This is a genomic window from Streptomyces sp. NPDC047315 (assembly GCF_040643215.1).
Taxonomy (GTDB): domain Bacteria; phylum Actinomycetota; class Actinomycetes; order Streptomycetales; family Streptomycetaceae; genus Streptomyces.
In genome coordinates, this window is sequence record NZ_JBEYTZ010000028.1 from 78897 (window position 1) to 95288 (window position 16392).

General features: G+C 72.8%; 15 protein-coding genes and 1 pseudogene. 8 read left to right on the plus strand and 8 right to left on the minus strand.

What is annotated here, in order from left to right; genetic code table 11:
* The first annotated feature begins 41 nt into the window (after positions 1-41).
* The 3 genes from ABZ842_RS28650 (at position 42) to ABZ842_RS28660 (ending at position 3669) form a co-directional block, all read left to right on the plus strand.
* Positions 42-1562 (plus strand): histidine kinase, encoded by a 1521-nt coding sequence (locus ABZ842_RS28650; RefSeq protein ID WP_361542809.1) that lies wholly within the window; start codon positions 42-44, stop codon positions 1560-1562.
* A complete protein-coding gene (locus tag ABZ842_RS28655) occupies positions 1556-2221 on the plus strand; it encodes a response regulator transcription factor (RefSeq protein ID WP_361542812.1) in 666 nt (221 codons plus the stop codon). The genes ABZ842_RS28650 and ABZ842_RS28655 overlap by 7 nt, the downstream gene beginning before the upstream one ends.
* 278 nt (positions 2222-2499) lie before the next feature.
* Positions 2500-3669 carry a hypothetical protein gene (locus ABZ842_RS28660; RefSeq protein WP_361542815.1) on the plus strand — a complete coding sequence of 390 codons (1170 nt, stop codon included), beginning with the start codon at positions 2500-2502 and terminating at the stop codon, positions 3667-3669.
* 84 nt (positions 3670-3753) lie between these two features.
* On the opposite strand, the gene ABZ842_RS28665 is transcribed toward ABZ842_RS28660, so the two are convergent.
* Positions 3754-4227 (minus strand): hypothetical protein, encoded by a 474-nt coding sequence (locus ABZ842_RS28665; protein WP_361542818.1) that lies wholly within the window; start codon positions 4225-4227, stop codon positions 3754-3756.
* Positions 4228-4450: 223 nt separating this feature from the next.
* Positions 4451-5932 carry a hypothetical protein gene (locus ABZ842_RS28670; protein WP_361542821.1) on the minus strand — a complete coding sequence of 494 codons (1482 nt, stop codon included), beginning with the start codon at positions 5930-5932 and terminating at the stop codon, positions 4451-4453.
* Between the two features lie 274 nt (positions 5933-6206).
* Here ABZ842_RS28670 and ABZ842_RS28675 point away from each other — a divergent pair, with 274 nt between their 5' ends.
* Positions 6207-7631, plus strand: coding sequence for a chloride channel protein (locus ABZ842_RS28675; protein ID WP_361542824.1), 1425 nt, complete (start codon positions 6207-6209; stop codon positions 7629-7631).
* Between the two features lie 232 nt (positions 7632-7863).
* On the opposite strand, the gene ABZ842_RS28680 is transcribed toward ABZ842_RS28675, so the two are convergent.
* A complete protein-coding gene (locus ABZ842_RS28680) occupies positions 7864-8520 on the minus strand; it encodes an SRPBCC family protein (RefSeq protein ID WP_361542827.1) in 657 nt (218 codons plus the stop codon).
* A 185-nt stretch (positions 8521-8705) separates the two neighbouring features.
* Positions 8706-9032, minus strand: a pseudogene (locus ABZ842_RS28685) (metalloregulator ArsR/SmtB family transcription factor); the annotation flags it as partial.
* 152 nt (positions 9033-9184) lie between these two features.
* Here ABZ842_RS28685 and ABZ842_RS28690 point away from each other — a divergent pair.
* Together ABZ842_RS28690 and ABZ842_RS28695 are read left to right on the plus strand one after the other, a co-directional pair.
* Positions 9185-9760 carry a TerD family protein gene (locus tag ABZ842_RS28690; RefSeq protein ID WP_361542829.1) on the plus strand — a complete coding sequence of 192 codons (576 nt, stop codon included), beginning with the start codon at positions 9185-9187 and terminating at the stop codon, positions 9758-9760.
* A gap of 157 nt (positions 9761-9917) precedes the next feature.
* Positions 9918-10208 (plus strand): DUF6191 domain-containing protein, encoded by a 291-nt coding sequence (locus tag ABZ842_RS28695; protein WP_361542832.1) that lies wholly within the window; start codon positions 9918-9920, stop codon positions 10206-10208.
* A gap of 32 nt (positions 10209-10240) precedes the next feature.
* Here the strand turns inward: ABZ842_RS28695 and ABZ842_RS28700 are convergent, their stop codons facing one another.
* Positions 10241-11065: a class I SAM-dependent methyltransferase gene (locus tag ABZ842_RS28700; protein ID WP_361542835.1), complete on the minus strand. Its 825-nt coding sequence runs from the start codon at positions 11063-11065 to the stop codon at positions 10241-10243.
* Positions 11066-11135: 70 nt separating this feature from the next.
* Here ABZ842_RS28700 and ABZ842_RS28705 point away from each other — a divergent pair, with 70 nt between their 5' ends.
* A complete protein-coding gene (locus tag ABZ842_RS28705; RefSeq protein ID WP_361542838.1) occupies positions 11136-13136 on the plus strand; it encodes a prolyl oligopeptidase family serine peptidase in 2001 nt (666 codons plus the stop codon).
* A 27-nt stretch (positions 13137-13163) separates the two neighbouring features.
* The gene (locus tag ABZ842_RS28710; RefSeq protein WP_361542841.1) at positions 13164-13973 is read left to right on the plus strand and encodes an SURF1 family protein; all 810 of its coding nucleotides are present in this window, start codon (positions 13164-13166) and stop codon (positions 13971-13973) included.
* Positions 13974-14013: 40 nt separating this feature from the next.
* Here the strand turns inward: ABZ842_RS28710 and ABZ842_RS28715 are convergent, their stop codons facing one another.
* From ABZ842_RS28715 to ABZ842_RS28725, 3 genes are read right to left on the minus strand one after another with little or no spacing between them, the layout of a single operon-like run.
* Positions 14014-14298 carry a hypothetical protein gene (locus ABZ842_RS28715; protein ID WP_361542843.1) on the minus strand — a complete coding sequence of 95 codons (285 nt, stop codon included), beginning with the start codon at positions 14296-14298 and terminating at the stop codon, positions 14014-14016.
* A 5-nt stretch (positions 14299-14303) separates the two neighbouring features.
* A complete protein-coding gene (locus tag ABZ842_RS28720; RefSeq protein ID WP_361542845.1) occupies positions 14304-15473 on the minus strand; it encodes a hypothetical protein in 1170 nt (389 codons plus the stop codon).
* Positions 15470-16204 carry a SigE family RNA polymerase sigma factor gene (locus ABZ842_RS28725; protein ID WP_361542847.1) on the minus strand — a complete coding sequence of 245 codons (735 nt, stop codon included), beginning with the start codon at positions 16202-16204 and terminating at the stop codon, positions 15470-15472. Before ABZ842_RS28725 ends, ABZ842_RS28720 begins: the two co-directional genes overlap by 4 nt.
* Between the last annotated feature and the right edge of the window lie 188 nt (positions 16205-16392).

Consider the following 16392-nt stretch of genomic DNA (forward strand, 5'->3'; position numbering starts at 1 on the left):
GTTCGACGCGCTCCCACCCCCGTGACCAGCACGATGTCCCCATGAGCCGACCGGCCCGACATCTCGACCGCCCCGCCGGGCGGCTGGCGCGCTTCCTGCTGCTCTCGCCGCAGCAGCACATGGAACGCACCGCTCCTGAACCGCCGTCGGCCTCCGAAAGCCCGACCGGCCGGGCCCGGGCGCACCGCGCGAAGGCGTGGTTCGACGCGCCCGCGTTCCCCTGGGTGAGCGGCGCCCTGCTCGGCGCGCTGGGGATGGGCGAGGCCCTGCGCATGGGCGACGCGACCGCCGTGGCCGCCGTCGCCACCGCATTGGCCGCGACGCTGCCGTTGATGTGGCGGCGGGCGCACCCGGGGCTGGCCGGGCACCTCGTCATCCTGGCCGCGCCGCTGAACTTCCTCGTCCGGCCGAACCTGTTCGTCGCGGTGTGCCTCGGCGGTCTGCTGGGCTTCTACACCCTGGCCCGCCACCGGGTGCACCACCCGGGCGTGGTGGCGGCGTACGGCGTCGGCCTCATGGTCGTCGTCGATCTGCTGCACGTCGCGACGGACGTCTTCGACGGCCCGCACTCCGACCCCGTGCCGCTCGGTGCGCCCGGCTCGCTCGCGTACTTCGCCGAGTCCTTCCTGATGGGGGTGGCGGTGGTGGCGGCGGTCAGCGCGGGTGACGCGGTGCGCAGCCGGGAGGGCGCCAGCCGGGAGCGGGCGGCGGCACAGGCGGAGCTGATCCGGCTGGCGCGGCAGGAGGCAGCGGAAGCGGAACGGCGTTCCGTGGCTCGCGAGTTGCACGACATCGTGGCGCATTCGGTGTCGGTGATCGCCGTGCAGGCGGAGAGCGCGACGTACACGACGCCGGGGCTCTCCCCCGAAGCCCGCACCGGCTTCCAGCAGATCGCCGGCTCGTCGCGCGAGGCGCTGAACGAGCTGCGCCAACTCCTCAACGTGCTGAGGTCGTCCGACGGCGTGCTGCGGTCCGCGGACGGCGTGCCGGGCCGGCGGGGCGCGGAGGCGCCCCAGCCCACCCTCGACCGGCTCGACGAACTGCTGGCGCAGCACGGCGCGGGCGGCGGGCGGGCCGGGCTCACGGTCATCGGCGTACGGCGGCGGCTGCCGGCCTCCGCCGAGTTGACCGCGTTCCGGATCGTCCAGGAGGCCCTGACGAACGTCCGCCGCCACGCGCCGAACGCGACCGCGGAGGTGGAACTCCGCTACGGGGCCGATCGTTTGGTGGTACGGGTGGTGGACGACGGACCTGGCGCCGGAGCGGAGCACGGGCAAGGCCAGGTGCATGGACAGGGGCAGGGAAAGGGGCAGGGATACGGACACGGGCTCGTCGGGATGCGGGAGCGGGTGTCCCTGGCGGGCGGACGGCTGAGCTGTGGCCCCGGCCGGGGCGGCGGCTTCGCCGTCCATGCCGAGTTGCCGGTGTCCGCGGCGGACGGTACGAACGAATGGAGCGTCATCGGCCCCGGGCGACAGGGCGGCGGCGAGGGCCGGCGCGACGGCGAAGGCAGCAAGGGCCGCAAGGGCAAGGAGCCGGGAGAGGCGGTGCGTTCGTGGTGATCCGGGCCGTCGTCGCGGACGACCAGGCCATGGTTCGCGCCGGGTTCGTCAATCTGCTCTCCACCCAGGACGACATCGAGGTCGTCGGCGAGGCGGCCGACGGCGCCGAGGCCGTACGGATCGCCCGGGAGCAGCGCCCCGACGTCGCGCTGCTCGACGTCCGCATGCCCGTCATGAGCGGTGTGGACGCCGCCCGGCACATCGTCGCCGACGCCGGTGCGGCCACCCGCGTGCTGATGTTCACCACCTTCGGCCTCGACGAGTACATCTACGACTCGCTCGCCGCCGGCGCCAGCGGCTTCCTCCTCAAGGACGCGACCTTCCCGGAGCTGCTCCACGCGGTGCGCGTGGTCGCCGCGGGCGAGGCGCTGCTCTCGCCCGCCGTGACCAAGCGGCTGATCGCCGAGTTCGCGCGGCTGCACCGACCGCCGGCGCTGCCTGGGCGGGCCACGGCAGACCTCACGCCGCGGGAGATGGACGTGCTCGTGCTGATCGCCCGCGGGCTGTCGAACGCCGAGATATCCGACTCCCTGACGATCTCCGACCACACCGTGAAGACCCACATCAACCGCATCTTCGCCAAGATGGGCCTGCGCGACCGCGCGCAGGCGGTGATCCTGGCGTACGAAACGGGGCTCGTCACACCCGAGACGGCCTGAGCCCGATACCGGCCGACGCGGGTGTCCTAGCGGACCGTTCGACGTCACCTGAATGGCAGTCGTACGCCATGCGCCCGAGGTTTGCGACGGGGAGAGTCGGGAAGCACGGGCTGGGACAGCACAGTCTGCCCAGACAGCACCGCAAGGCCGCGGCCGAGTTGGAGCGTTGCGGGGATTGGACCGGTTCCGGCTCGTATGGTGATGGCCCCGGCCGGCCCGGTACCGGGTTCCTCCCGCCGGACACGGCCCGTGCATGCGCTTCCGCTCAGGAGACCCCCATGTCCAAGCCCCCGCGCAAGCTCACCGCCGTCGCCGCCGTCGCCGTGGTCGTCGGCCTCTACACCACGCAGGCCGGTGCGGCGCCACTCGCCGCGAAGAACGAACGGGTCAAGCGCTGCCCGCCCGAGTCGGCGCCCAGAGCCCCCGCCGTCGCCCCGTCGTCCGGTGCCGCCGCCCAGGCGTCACCACCGACCGGATCGACGGCGTCCGAGAAGGCCCGGGAGGCCGCGGAACCGTCCGGGTCGGTCGGGGCAGTCGGGTCGGTCGGGCTGGTGGAACCCGAGGTCCTCGCCGAGCTCGACCTGGACTCCGGGCAGCAGCCGGAAGGCATCGTCGCGGAGCCGGACGGCTCGGTCGTCGCGACCTTCTCCCAGGCGCGCCAGATCGCCCGCATCCACCAGGACGGTTCCGTACGGGTCCTCGCCACCCTGCCCGCTCCCCCGCCGCACGCGGAGACCCCCGCGGTCGGCGAGCCGTTCCTGGGCGGCATCGCCCGTACCGACGACGGCGCCCTGTACACCGTCTACGCGACCGGCACCGCCGAACTGACCGGCGTCTGGCGGCTGCCGCCGGACGGCGGCGAGCCGCGCCGCACCATCCCGCTGCCCGCCGACTCCCTGCCGAACGGGCTCGCCGTCGACGCCCGCGCACGGCAGCTGTACGTCACCGACTCCGTCGCCGGCGCCGTCTGGCGGGCACCGCTGGCTGGGGGGCGGGCCGTGAAGTGGAGCGACCACCCGTCGCTGACCCCGTCGGACGAGGAGTACTTCCTCGGCGCCAACGGCATCCGGGTCCACGACGGGTCCGTCTGGGTCACCAATCACGACCGGGGCACGGTGCTCCGCTTCCCCCGCACGGGGGCGAAGGCGGGCGCTCCCGAGACCGTCGTGGACGGGCTCGGGGAAGTCGACGACCTGGAGTTCGTCGGCCACGGCGACGCGTTCCTCGTCACGGGCGTCACGGACAACCGCGTCGTCCTCGTGCGCAACGCACGAAGCGGCGGCGAGCGAACGGCCGTCGACACGCTGACCGAGGACGTGCTGACCGAGGAGGACGGCCTGCAGAACCCCACGGCGCTGGCCCGACGCGGCTCGACGGTCCACGTCGCGAACTCCGCCGCGTACACGCTGACCGATCCGCACGTGCTCAACGCACGGCTCACCGGGTGAACGCCGGAGCAGATGCCCCGGCGTTCACCCGGTGAGGAGCGGTCCGGGAAAGGCGGAAGGGAACGGACCCGCGTCCGCGCCGCGTCAGAGCAGCGGCTGGTCGTCGGGCGCCCGGTACACCGCCAGCGCCCAGATGATGAACAGGTCGATCGCGATCACGATCAGCGCCCAGACCGGCAGGTACGGCAGGAACAGGAACTGCGCCACGAGGCTGAGCGACGCGAGGAAGATGCCGAACCAGCGTGCCCACTCCATGCTCTTGAGCACCCCGTAGCCGGTGATCACCAGCAGCACGCCGATGATCAGGTGGATCCAGCCCCAACCGGTGAGGTTGATCCGGTAGACGTAGTCGCCGACCGTGCCGTACACCACGTCCTTGCTGATCGCGGCGATGCCCTGGAGGATCCCGAGCACACCGCTGCACAGCATCAGAACCCCGGCGAAAACGACCCCGCCGGCCGCCCAAGCGCTGTTCCCGTGCTGGCCGGGACCGTTGTGCGAACCATGGCTCGACCTGTGCGGCGGCGGGGTCCCGGTCGGCTGTGATGCCTGGGTCATGGGACTTCCCTTCGTCGTCCCGTACGCCCGACGCGCACGGGTTTCCGGAGGCCGGCCGGACGGATCCGGACCGACTGCTCCGGACTTCGAGCGTGTGACCGGGACCTCGGCGCCGCCATCCAGATGCACCCGTTCGAGTGAATCGGATGGATGCGTACGGAGACGGGCCAGGACGGACGTCAAGGACCTCAGGAGCCTCAGGGGCGTCGGGATCCCCAGGTCCTCACGGAGAAGCATCCCGGGCCGCGCCCTGCTGCTCCTCCGGCCCGTCCCGCTCCTCCGGCTCGTCCAGGAAGTCCACGACTGCGAGCGCGAACAGCAGCGCCAGCGCCAGCCCGACCACCACCCAGCCCGTCGGATAGCTCCACAGCAGGTACGCGAGGAGCGCCGCGGCCACCAGTACCCACACGATCCAGCGGCGGTGGCGGTGCACCCACCGCCCGACCGGGCCGGTGCGCAGCCCCGCCCGGTCCGCGGTGGACCGCACCGCCCGGATGCCCGAGTGCCAGAACCCGCGGACGAAGACGGCCCGTCGGCCCGGGCCGCTGAGCCAGGCGCCCAGCGCCACGACGATGCCGAGGGCGACGACCATCCGCACGGTGACCCGCATCAGCCGGACCATCGCGTCGTACACCGCGCCGGCCGCCGGCTGGGACACCGTGGCCGGCAGCGCGTCCAGGTAGACGGCGCGGAACGCGGTCAGCGCGCCGCCGAGGAGCAGGGTCGCGAAGGCGACGCCGAGCGCGGCGGCGACGAGGGCGCGCCGTCGGCGCAGGGCGAGCAGCACGCCGGCCCCGGCCAGCAGCACGGCGATCACCGGCAGCCAGAAGCCGGCGAGTTGGAGCAGCCGGAAGCCGGTCTTGATCTTCCCGATGTCGTCCGACTTGATGACCGTGAACTGGGTGTGGATCTCCGGGATCTTGCCGGCGGCCGTCAGGCCGTCCGCCACGAGACGCTCTTTGACCTGGTCGATCACCGGGCCGAGGTCGATCTCGACGGCGTTGTTCGTGAGGGTGATGGCGCCGCCGCCGCTGCCGGTGAGTGCCTTGTCCACGGCGTCGTGGGCCTTGCGGTTGGCCTCGGTCCAGAAGGTCTGGAACCGGTCGGACGCGACGACGGCCTGCGCCTTGTCGTGAACGAAGCTCTTGAGGGCGTTCTCCAGGGTGCCGCCCAGCCGGCCGAGCGCGGCGGCCACCCGCGGCCGGTCGGCCGGCGCGACGCCTTCCAGCAGGCTGTTGAGGTCGATGTGCTGCATGAGGGCGTCGGTGACGCGGGTGGCGACGGCGTCCTGGACGTCGGGGTTGCGGGCGATCGGCGCGACGGTGGCGACGTAGCGGTCCGTGTTGCCGACCTCCTGCGACGCCCAGGCCGCGACGACGCTCAGCGGGGCGAGTACGCAGCCCACGACGATGAAGAGGGCGGACCAGAAGGCGCGGACGCGGTGGCGGCGGGGGCGGGCGCCGGCCTGGGCGCCTTCGAGCGCGGCGATGCGGGCGTGGAGTTGTTGCAGTTCCTCCCCCGACGGGGACGACTGCGACGGCCGGGACGACTGCGATGGCTGGGGTGGCCGAGATGACTGCGACGGCTGGGACGGGTCGGACGGCTGGGACGGGTCCGACGGCTGGGACGGGTCCGATGTGGGTACGTCGCCCGAGCCCGGTACGTCGTCAGGTCGTTCCCCGGCGCCCGGTGTTCCCTCCGCCATGTACGTCACCTCCACCGTGCCGAGCGCACTCGCCGGAACTGAAGACGCGGCCCACGGCCCGTCTGCGCTGCCGGCTCCGTAGCCAGGGAAACCGCGCGGCGCCGCGCGGGCGAGCCGCAGTGCCCCGTACGGGGCGGACCTCACCCGTACGGCCCCGCCAGCGCCCCGCCCCCGCGCAGCCGACCTCCCCCCGGGCTTTCAGTGGGAGCATGCGTACGTACGACACCGGCGCACCGCACCGCCGGCCCGGGCGCCCGGACGCCGGCGGGGCCAGATGACCGCATCAGCACGAGGGCCGGGCGCGGCCCCCGAACCGGGTGGGACCGGCGGGGGCAGCGGGGCCGGCGAAGAAGCCCGGGGCGCCCGGGGCGCCGAGAGCGTCGCGCCCGTCGGCAGCGGCACGGCGAGCGACCTGTCCCTGCGCGCCGTCCTCAGCAGCCGCGGCTACGCCCTGCTGCTGCTCCTGTCGGTGCTCATCGGCGCGCCGATCGCGTTCGCGGCGTTCCTCTTCCTCAGCCTCCAGCACGCCATCCAGCGCGGCGTGTGGGAACACCTGCCCGAGGCCGTCGGATACGCCGAGCCGCCCTGGTGGTGGCCGTTGCCCGCGCTGTTGCTCGCGGGGCTGGTCCTCGCGCCGATCGTCACCCGTCTCCCGGGCGGCGGCGGCCACAAGCCCGTCAAGGGGCTCGGCGGCCCGCCGCTGGGGCCGAACGCGCTGGCGGGCGTGCTGCTCGCCGCGCTGCTGACGCTGCCGTTGGGCGTGGTGCTCGGCCCCGAGGCCCCGCTGATGGCGCTCGGCAGCGGCCTCGCGCTGCTCGCGGTACGGTCGGCGAAGCGCGACGCCCACCCGAAGATGGCCACGGTCCTGGCCGTCAGCGGCTCGACGACGGCGATCTCCACGATCTTCGGCGGTCCGCTGGTGGCGGTCGTGATGATGGTGGAGGCGGCCGGGCTCGCCGGGCCCCAGTTGGTGATCCTGCTGCTGCCCTGTCTGCTGGCGAGCGGGGTCGGCGCCCTCGTCTTCACCGGCTTCGGGCAGTGGACGGGGCTGTCGGTGGGGGCGCTGTCGCTGCCGACGGTGCCGCCGGACCTCGCTCCGGACGCGGGGGACTTCCTGTGGGGCGTCCCCGTCGCCGTACTGATCGGCGTCGTCGTCTCGGCGGCGCACCGCATCGGCTTCGTCACCGCCGAGTGGACCGAGCGCCACACCGCGGGGCGCACGGTGGCCTGTGCCGTCGCCGTCGGCGTACTGATCTCGGCGTACGCCCTGCTCACCGGCCGTTCGCCGGCCGAAGCCGCGCTCTCCGGGCAGACCACGCTGGGCGCGCTCGCGGCGGATCCGCGCGCCTGGTCGGTGGCGGCGCTGGTCGCGCTCGTGGTGTGCAAGGGGCTCGCGTGGGGCGTCGCGCTCGGCTCGCTGCGCGGCGGGCCGATCTTTCCGGCCGTACTGCTCGGCGCGGCGCTCGGGGTCGCCTGTGCGGGGCTGCCCGGGATGGGGGCGACGCCGGGGCTGGCGCTCGGGATCTCGGCGGCCACCGCGGTGGTGACACGGCTTCCGGTCACCAGCGCAGTCCTGGCGGCGCTGCTGATGGGGCCGGACGCGACCAACCAGATGCCGCTGATCGCGGTGGCTTCGGTCGTCGGGTTCGTCACCGCGGAGCTGGTGGACCATCTGAAGGGGCCGGGGCGCACGGCCTGAAGAGAACGGCCAATTGAGGCCGTTTAGACCTGCCGGCCGGTCTAAGGGACTGGCCCGTCCAAAGGATCGGCCGGTTGAAGAAGCTGACCCTGTTGTCTTGGGGCCTGTTGTCTTGGGGCCTGTTGTCTTGGGGCCTGTTGTCTTTAAGGCCTGTTGTCTTGGGCCCTCTTCAAGAGGGCGCGGGGGCGGGCCGGTCCCCCGTACCGGCCCGACTCCCGCCGCATTCGGTGCCTCAGGCCCCCGGGGCGTCCGGCCCGTCCAGCGGGGGCACGTAGAACGCCGTCGTGTCCCGTACGGCCGCGGCCACGACGTCGTCGGGCGCGCCGGACGCCGTGTACGCCCGCCCCCACTCCTCGCTGCTGCGGGTGCTGAACGCCCGGGCCTCTTCGGTGCGCTCCCACTCCGCCGGGTCGGGCATCTCGTCCGGGGCGGCCAGGTGCATGCCGAGGCCGAGCAGGGTCAGGTCCCAGCCCACGCCGGTGGCGCCCGGGCCGAACTTGCCCCAGAACTCCTGCGGCACCACGGCCACGTGCTCCAGCTCGAAGACGGTCCGGTCGTCGCCCTCGGGGGCGAGCCGCACCTCGACCTCGCTGAAGCCCGGGTCGGGGCCGTACAGCCAGCTCACGCGGAGCAGCTTCGGGGGCTCGCAGCGCAGGATCTCGCCACCGGCGTTGCCCTGGAGCTGGTAGGTGCCGCCGAGCCGGAAGTCACCGGTGACCGGCAGGAACCAGCGGCGGAGGCGCTGGGGGTCGGTACAGGCGCCCCACACGTCGTCGGCGGTAGCGTCGTAGGTGCGCCGGAGCAGGACGGTGTGGGCCTCCCCGCTGGGGACGGACCGACTGCCCACCTCGCGGTGGACCTGGTTGATCCGGTCGACGATCTCGCTCATCGCTGTTGCTCCTCTGTCGTTCCCTTGTCGTTCCGTCGGGGCCGGCCCGTGCTTCACGTGCCGCCGCTGGCTGCGCGTCGTTCGTCGCCCTCTTCTGATCGTCCGTCGCCGGGCGGTAGCGCGCCGGTCGGCGGACGGGCGTCGGTCACCGCTCGGCGCTCCGCGTCGGTGCCGTGCTCCGCGGCGATGCGGCGCTCGCGCTTGCCGCGGGCCAGCTCCGTGCCGAGCGCGTCGAGCCGCTGTTCCCAAAAGCCGCGGAACCGGTCGAGCCAGACGTCCACCTCGCGCAGGGGCGCGGCCTCGACGGCGTACAGCCGTCGGGCGCCGTCGGCCCGCACGGAGGCGAAGCCGGCCTCGCGCAACACCTTCAGGTGCTGCGAGACCGCCGGCTGCGAGATCCCGAACTCCTTGCGGATCACCGCCGCGACCGAGCCCGACGGCTGCTCCCCTGCCGCGAGCAGTTCCAATATCCGGCGTCGCACCGGATCCCCCAGGACATCGAATGCGTGCACGACCCCACTCTTACAGCCGTAGCTTATATAAGTCAAAACTTAATCACTCGTCCGAGGGTGCCGGGAACCGGAGTCGCCCACGACTCGTTGGGCACGGTGGGCAAAGGAAACGTCAAGAGGCGCGGCCCGCGCCGGATTGCGCAGGGATTTCCATGGGTGTCAGCCTTTCCAAGGGCGGCAATGTCTCGCTGAGCAAGGAGGCCCCGGGCCTGACTGCGGTGGTCGTGGGCCTCGGTTGGGACGTCCGCACCACCACCGGCACCGACTTCGACCTGGACGCCAGCGCGCTGCTGATCGACGGGAACGGCAAGGTGCTGTCCGACGGCCACTTCGTCTTCTTCAACAACCTCAAGAGCCCCGACGGCTCCGTCGAGCACACCGGTGACAACCTCACCGGTGAGGGCGAGGGCGACGACGAGCAGATCAAGGTCAACCTCGCGGGCGTGCCCGCCGAGGTCCAGAAGATCGTCTTCCCGGTCTCGATCCACGAGGGCGAGAGCCGCAGCCAGTCCTTCGGCCAGGTGCGCAACGCGTTCATCCGCGTGGTCAACCAGGCCGGCGGCGCCGAGCTCGCCCGCTACGACCTCAGCGAGGACGCCTCGACGGAGACCGCGATGGTCTTCGGCGAGCTGTACCGCCACGGCGACGAGTGGAAGTTCCGTGCGGTCGGCCAGGGTTACGCCTCGGGCCTGCGCGGCATCGCCCAGGACTTCGGCGTCAACGTCTGAGTTCTTCGGTAGTTCCGGCCATCGGGCCTAAGGCGTTCGCGCGACGCCCCGGGAGACGTCCTGCTCCCGGGGCGTCGCGCATTTCCGTCGCCCTCCGGAGCCCGTCGCACCGCTCCAACCCTGGCTCCAGCACTCGCCCTTGAAGGAGACTGCCGGCATGGAGTTCATCGTCTTCATGACGCTGCCGGGCCTGGTGATCCTGCTGACGGTCATTGCCTTCTTCGACCAGATCCTGCGGGCCGTGGGTCTGGGGAAGCGGTCGGGCCAGGTGTCTTCCACCGGGTTCGAGCAGCTGCACGCCACCTTCTCGCCCGGGAAGCAGAGCGAATTGAAGGAACGTCAGAGCGCCCTGCTGCTGAAGGACGACGAGGAGGACGGCGCCCCGCCGCACCGCTCCACCGTCGACCTGGACGCCGGCCGCGCGATAGTGCGGCTACCCCGGAGCTAGGCCCTGTCTTGTGGATCAGGCTGGATCGAGCGTCAGATCTTGGACGCCTTGAGCGAGTACATCAGGGGGATGCGCGGGCGGTCGGCCGGGAAGCGGTAGTAGCCGTCCTGGCTCTCCAGCGCGCCGAACCGCTGGAAGAGCGACACGTCGTGCTCGTGCAGGAACTCCAACCGCAGCCCGTTCGCACAGAGCGCGGAGACCACCTCGCCGATCGGGTGCTGCCACTCGACCGTGCGTTTGCTGGCGAGCTGGGCGTCCACGTCGGTGTACGTGCCGTCGGCGTCCTCCACCCACGCGTCGCGGGAGAAGTAGTCGTGCACGATCCGGGATCCGGTGTCGTCGTCGAGGATGTCGGTCAGCGGGTGGAACTCGGCCAGGTAGAGGAAGCCGCCGGGCGCCACGAGCGAGGCGGCGACCTCGGCCCAGCGTGCGACGTCCGGGAGCCAGCCGAGGGCGCCGACGCCGGTGTAGACGATGTCGTACGCGTCGTCGGGCACGGCGGCGACCGCGTCGTACACGTCTGAGGTCACGAACGTCGCACGCTCGGGCCCGAGGCCGATCTCGCCGGCGATCCCGCCCGCCGCCACCACGGCCGGCTCGGAGAAGTCCAGCCCCACGACACGGGCGCCGCGCCTGGCCCAACTCAGCGTGTCGAGGCCGATGTGGCACTGGAGGTGCAGCAGGCTACGGCCGCTGACGTCACCGACCTCCGCGATTTCGAAGTCGCGCAGCGGGTCCTTGCCCGCGCGGAAGGAGTCGAGGTCGTAGTAGTCGCTGGCGACGTGGATGGGGACGCGCTCGTCCCAGTTGGCCCGATTGAGCTCGCGCCAGTCGTCGGGGTGGGTGGATGCATACATGATTCCGAAGTTATCCACAGGCTGAGGGCGAAGCGAACGGTTTGTCGGGCCCTCGGCGCAGAATGGGGTCATGACTGAGACCACGCCCGCCGCGCAGGCGACGCACGCCCCTTCCGCGAAGGACGCCGCGACCGTGACGGATACGGTGACCGTGCCGGAGACGGAGACGGACGCCGGGACCGAGCCGGCCGCGCCGACCACCGGTCCCGTCTGGGAGCGGCGCTTCCGCGCCCCGCGCGTCTCACTCCCCGACTGGGCCGAGGACGCCCCGGACCGCTCGCTCTTCGTGTCGAACGCCACCGGCACCTTCGAGCTGTACGCCTGGGACCGCGCGACGGGCGAGCAGCGCCAGGTCACGGACCGGCCGAACGGCACGACGGACGGCGTCCTGTCCCCCGACGGCGCCTCGATCTGGTGGTTCTCGGACACGGACGGGGACGAGTTCGGGATATGGCTGCGGCAGCCCTTCGGCGGCGGGCCCGACGAGCCCGCCGCCCCCGGGCTCGACCCCTCCTACCCCGCCGGACTTGCCATCGGGCGGCACGGCGTCGCGGTCGTCGGTCGCTCCACGGACGAACACGGCACGACGATCCACGTGGTGCGCGAAGGCGCTCCCACCGGCTCGGACAGCTCCGACGGATCCGAGGGCTCCGACGGCTCCAACGGCCCTGTGGAGATCTATCGGCACCGCGAGTCGGCCGGCGTGGGTGCCCTGTCGCACGACGGGACCCTGATCGCCGTCGAGCACACCGAGCACGGCGACGCGATGCACTCGGCGCTGCGCGTCGTCCGCCTCGACGGCTCCCCGGTCGCGGAGTTGGACGACACCGCCGGCGGCACGGAGGAGCTGGGTCTTGAGGCCCTCGGGTTCGCCCCGGTCGAGGGGGACACCCGGCTGCTCGTGGGGCACCAGCGGCGGGGCCGTTGGGAGCCCATGGTGTGGGACGTGGCGTCCGGCGAGGAGACCGCCCTCGCGATCGACCTGCCGGGCGACGTCAGCGCCGAGTGGTTCCCGGACGGCTCGGCGCTGCTGATCGCGCACAGCTTCAAGGCCCGCGGCGAGCTGTGGCGCTACGACCTCGCGGCGGGCGAGCTGGCGCGGATCGAGACGCCGACGGGCTCGGTCTCCGGCGCGACGGCCCGCCCCGACGGCTCGGTGGAGTACATGTGGTCGTCCGCCGCACTGCCCCCACAGGTGCGGTCGACCGCGGGCGGGGTCGTGCTGGACCCGCCGGGTGCGAAGGCGCCGGAGTCCGTGGCCGTGGAGGACGCCTGGGTGGAGGGGCCGGGAGGTCTGATCCATGCGCTGGTGCAGCGGCCGGCGGGGGCGAGCGGCCCGCTGCCGACGGTCTTCGAGATCCACGGCGGCCCGACGTGGCACGACAGCGACGCCTTCGCGGCCGGCCCCGCCGCCTGGGTCGACCACGGCTATGCCGTCGTCCGGGTCAACTACCGCGGCTCGACGGGGTACGGCCGCGCTTGGACGGACGCGCTCAAGCACCGGGTGGGCCTGATCGAGCTGGAGGACGTCGCCGCGGTCCGCGCGTGGGCGGTGGAGTCCGGTCTCGCCGATCCGCAGCGCCTCGTCCTGTCCGGCGGCTCCTGGGGCGGGTACCTCACCCTCCTCGGCCTCGGCACCCAGCCCGACGCGTGGGCACTGGGCCTGGCCGCGGTCCCCGTCGCGGACTACGTCACGGCGTACCACGACGAGATCGAGGCGCTGAAGGCGCTGGACCGCACCCTGTTCGGCGGCACGCCCGAGGAGGTGCCGGAGCGCTTCACCGCGTCGTCGCCGCTGACGTACGTGGACGCGGTCCGCGCCCCCGTGTACGTCTCCGCCGGGGTCAACGACCCGCGCTGCCCCATCCGCCAGGTGGACAACTACGTGGACCGCCTCGCCGCCCGCGGCGCCGTCCACGAGGTGTACCGCTTCGACGCGGGGCACGGCTCGCTGGTGGTCGAGGAGCGGATCAAGCAGGTCGCGCAGGAGATCGCCTTCGCGGCGAAGCACCTGCCGGGCCCGGACGGAGCCGGAGAGGACCGGTCCGGAGAGGGGGGCGCGCAGGAGTAGCCCGGGGGCGTTCCGTACCGTGGAGGGGTGTATCGGTTCCTGCTGACGCCCCGCTGGTGGGGGATCAATGTCTTCGTCGTGCTGGCGATCCCGTTCTGCATCTTCATGGGGACCTGGCAGCTCGGCAGGTTCGAGGACCGCGCCGCCACGCAGAAGGAGGCGGAGCGGGCCCCCACGGCGGCCGAGCTGAAGCCGACGCCGCTGGGTGAGCTGCTGCCGGTCGACAAGGAGACGTCCGGCCGGACGGCGACGGCGACGGGCCGGTACGGCGAGCAGTTCCTCGTGCCGGGGCGGGAGCTGGAGGGCGAGCGCGGTTCGTACGTGCTGACCCTGCTGAAGACGGACGACGGGAGCGGGAAGACCCTGCCGGTGGTCCGCGGCTGGCTCCCCGAGGGCGCGGCGGCGCCCGCCGCGCCGACGGGTACGGTCGCCGTGGAGGGCGCCCTCCAGGCGTCCGAGACCGTCGGTAAGGACGGGGTCCACTCGGCGGGCGGATTGCCGCCGGGGCAGCTGGCGATGATCAGCGCGGCGTCGTTGGTGAACCTCGTCCCCGACGACGTGCACGACGCGTGGATCACCCTCACGACCGGGGACGCGGGGCTCCGAGCGGTACCGGCGACGCTCCCGGAGGGCAGCGGGCTGGACCTGAAGGCGTTCCAGAACCTGGGCTACTCCGGGGAGTGGTTCGCCGGGGTGGCCTTCATCCTCTTCATGTGGTTCCGCTTCTTCCGTCGCGACGTGGAGCTGATGAAGGACCAGGCGCTGGGCTTGGCCCCCCAGCAGGCGCCCGAGCCCTCCTCCGACCCAGCGCAGGAGCGGGAGCCCGCCCACCAGTAGCCGGCGCGGGTGGGTTAGGGCCTGTCTTTTGGATCAGGCCCTAGTCAGGGTCCCCGGCGAAGGGGATCCAGCTTCCCGCGGCGCGGGAGTAGTGCGCGGGGGTGGCGGGGACGATCGCCGTCAAGGGGAGCCACTCGTCCTCCGGCTCCCACTCCGCACCGTCCGTCGCCTGCGCGTAGAGCGGGCTCGGCGCCCAGCTCAGCAGGGCGTGGTCGGCGGACACCTCCACCAACCAGCCCAGGAACTCCCGGCCGTCCCGGAGCGTGAAGCTGACCTTGTCGGACCGGGACGCGCGCTCGGTGAGGTAGTCGCGCAGGGTGCGCACCGCGGTCAGTCCTCCAGGACGCCGGTGCGGTAGATCGTGCCGGCGCAGGCGTTCGGGATGGTCGCCTCGGCCGTCGGGGCGCCCGGCTGCGCGGTGTGGGTGACGGCCACGCTGCCGTCGCTCCCGGTGCTGCTCTCCATCGCGCTGGCCGGGGGCTCACCGTCGGGGGGCGTGCCGGCGCCGCCGCCGTTGTCGCCGCCCGAAGCGCCGCCGTCGGATGCGGTCGGGGTCGGGGACGCGCCGCCGGGGGAGCACGTCTCGTTCGGCACCCAGGCGAACCGCACCTCGTACGCGGAGGCCGGCTTCAGCAGCAGTGCGGGCTTCTCCTTCGAGGGGTCGGGCAGGCCGGGTGCCTGGTCGCCCGCCGTGTGGTCGACGATCTTGATCTTGTCCTTGTCGGCCGCGCCGATCGCCTGGAAGTCGACCGTGCCGCGCCCGCTGACCTCGCAGTCCGTGGCGGAGACGTTGGCGACGCGGAAGGTTCCGTAGACCCGGCCGTCGGAGTCGGGCTTGTCCGCCCGTGCCGTGGTGACGTCGAGTTGGGCGGCGGCGCAGGCCCGGGCCTGGGCGGCGGGCTCGTTCGAGGGGGACGCGGAGTCGCCCGTGGCGCTGTCGCTGCTGCTGGCGTCGGAGGGGTCGGCGGGCGAGCGGCTGGGGTCGGTGTCGCGGCCGGGGCGGTCGCCGTCGACGGGCCCGCCCGTGTCGTGGTCCCCGCCGGTGGCGCCGGGGCCCTCGCCGCGACCGCCGTCGGAGACCTCTCCGTGGCCGGTGTTGACGGTGTTGGTGCTGCTGCCGCCGCCGGAGTTCGCCACGGTGACGAAGGCGGGGACGGCGGTCCCGGTCAGGACGGCCGTGGCGACCGCGCCGATCAGCAGTTGGCGCTTGCGGGCCCGGCGCGCGGGCACCGCGACGCGCAGGCGGTCCAGCGCTCCGGTCGAGGGCTGGAGGTCGCCCACCGCGCCCTGGAGGAGCCGCCGCAGATCCTGCTCCTCCGAACCCGAACCCGAGCCGGAGCCGGAGCCTGAGCCAGGACCGGAGCCCGAGTCGGGGTCGTGGGGCGGCGCCTCGTCGCCGTGTCGGTGTTCCGGCGCGTTGTTCACAGTTCCGTTTCCAGTCAGGTCGTCAAACGGCCCGTCCGACCGCGGTCGCTCGGGCGTCGTGTCGTGCCCGCTCATGACGTGGCCTCCATCGCGACGCGCAGCGCCGCGATGCCCCGGGAACCGTACGCCTTCACCGAACCCAGCGATATGCCCAGGGCCTGGGCCACCTGGGCTTCCGTCATGTCCGCGAAGTACCGCAGGACCAGCACCTCGCGCTGGCGGCGCTGGAGTCCGCGCATCGCCTTGATCAGCGCGTCCCGCTCCAGTTGGTCGTACGCCCCCTCCTCCGCGCTCGCCATGTCCGGCATCGGCTTGGAGAGCAGCTTCAGACCGAGGATGCGGCGGCGCAGCGCGGACCGGGAGAGGTTGACCACCGTCTGCCGCAGGTAGGCGAGGGTCTTCTCCGGGTCGCGCACGCGCTTGCGCGCCGAGTGGACCCGGATGAACGCCTCCTGGACGACGTCCTCGCAGGAGGCGGTGTCGTCGAGGAGCAGCGCCGCGAGGCCCAGCAGCGAGCGGTAGTGCGCGCGGTAGGTCTCGGTGAGGTGGTCGACGGTGGTGCCCGCGGCCGTCGTATCGTCGACGCCGCCGCGCTGGGTGGGGATGGCGCTGGCGGTCGGAGCCGGCCGCAAAGAGGACGCAGCAGACGCAGCAGACGACGCGGACGGCGGGGAAGCCGAGGGGCCGGAAGGCGTCGACGGCACGGGCGCGATCACCGGCATGCCCCCGCGGGGACGGGGCCTGCGGAGGGGACGCACCGGAACGCCGGGCGCCGTCGCCCTCGTGAAGTCGAGTACTTCTGCCACGCCTGTTGGACACGCTCCCCCCTGTCGGGGTTGTACGCGCGCGCCAGCGGTTTTGACTGTGGATGGATTCCAGCCATGCGTACTTGCCTGCCCCAAGTCTGCGGCACCGATCGGTGGCGGTGCTCGCAAAGACGTTCCCGGCCCGACTGGCGGTTGCAGGCCGGGGATAAGGAACTGTCGATCATCGT

Bases quoted from the DNA above. Each gene is read 5' to 3' on its own strand.
- ABZ842_RS28650 (WP_361542809.1), top strand. From the start codon at position 42: ATGAGCCGACCGGCCCGACATCTCGACCGCCCCGCCGGGCGGCTGGCG.
- ABZ842_RS28660 (WP_361542815.1), top strand. From the start codon at position 2,500: ATGTCCAAGCCCCCGCGCAAGCTCACCGCCGTCGCCGCCGTCGCCGTG.
- ABZ842_RS28665 (WP_361542818.1), bottom strand. From the start codon at position 4,227: ATGACCCAGGCATCACAGCCGACCGGGACCCCGCCGCCGCACAGGTCG.
- ABZ842_RS28670 (WP_361542821.1), bottom strand. From the start codon at position 5,932: ATGGCGGAGGGAACACCGGGCGCCGGGGAACGACCTGACGACGTACCG.
- ABZ842_RS28675 (WP_361542824.1), top strand. From the start codon at position 6,207: ATGACCGCATCAGCACGAGGGCCGGGCGCGGCCCCCGAACCGGGTGGG.
- ABZ842_RS28680 (WP_361542827.1), bottom strand. From the start codon at position 8,520: ATGAGCGAGATCGTCGACCGGATCAACCAGGTCCACCGCGAGGTGGGC.
- ABZ842_RS28690 (WP_361542829.1), top strand. From the start codon at position 9,185: ATGGGTGTCAGCCTTTCCAAGGGCGGCAATGTCTCGCTGAGCAAGGAG.
- ABZ842_RS28695 (WP_361542832.1), top strand. From the start codon at position 9,918: ATGGAGTTCATCGTCTTCATGACGCTGCCGGGCCTGGTGATCCTGCTG.
- ABZ842_RS28700 (WP_361542835.1), bottom strand. From the start codon at position 11,065: ATGTATGCATCCACCCACCCCGACGACTGGCGCGAGCTCAATCGGGCC.
- ABZ842_RS28705 (WP_361542838.1), top strand. From the start codon at position 11,136: ATGACTGAGACCACGCCCGCCGCGCAGGCGACGCACGCCCCTTCCGCG.
- ABZ842_RS28720 (WP_361542845.1), bottom strand. From the start codon at position 15,473: ATGAGCGGGCACGACACGACGCCCGAGCGACCGCGGTCGGACGGGCCG.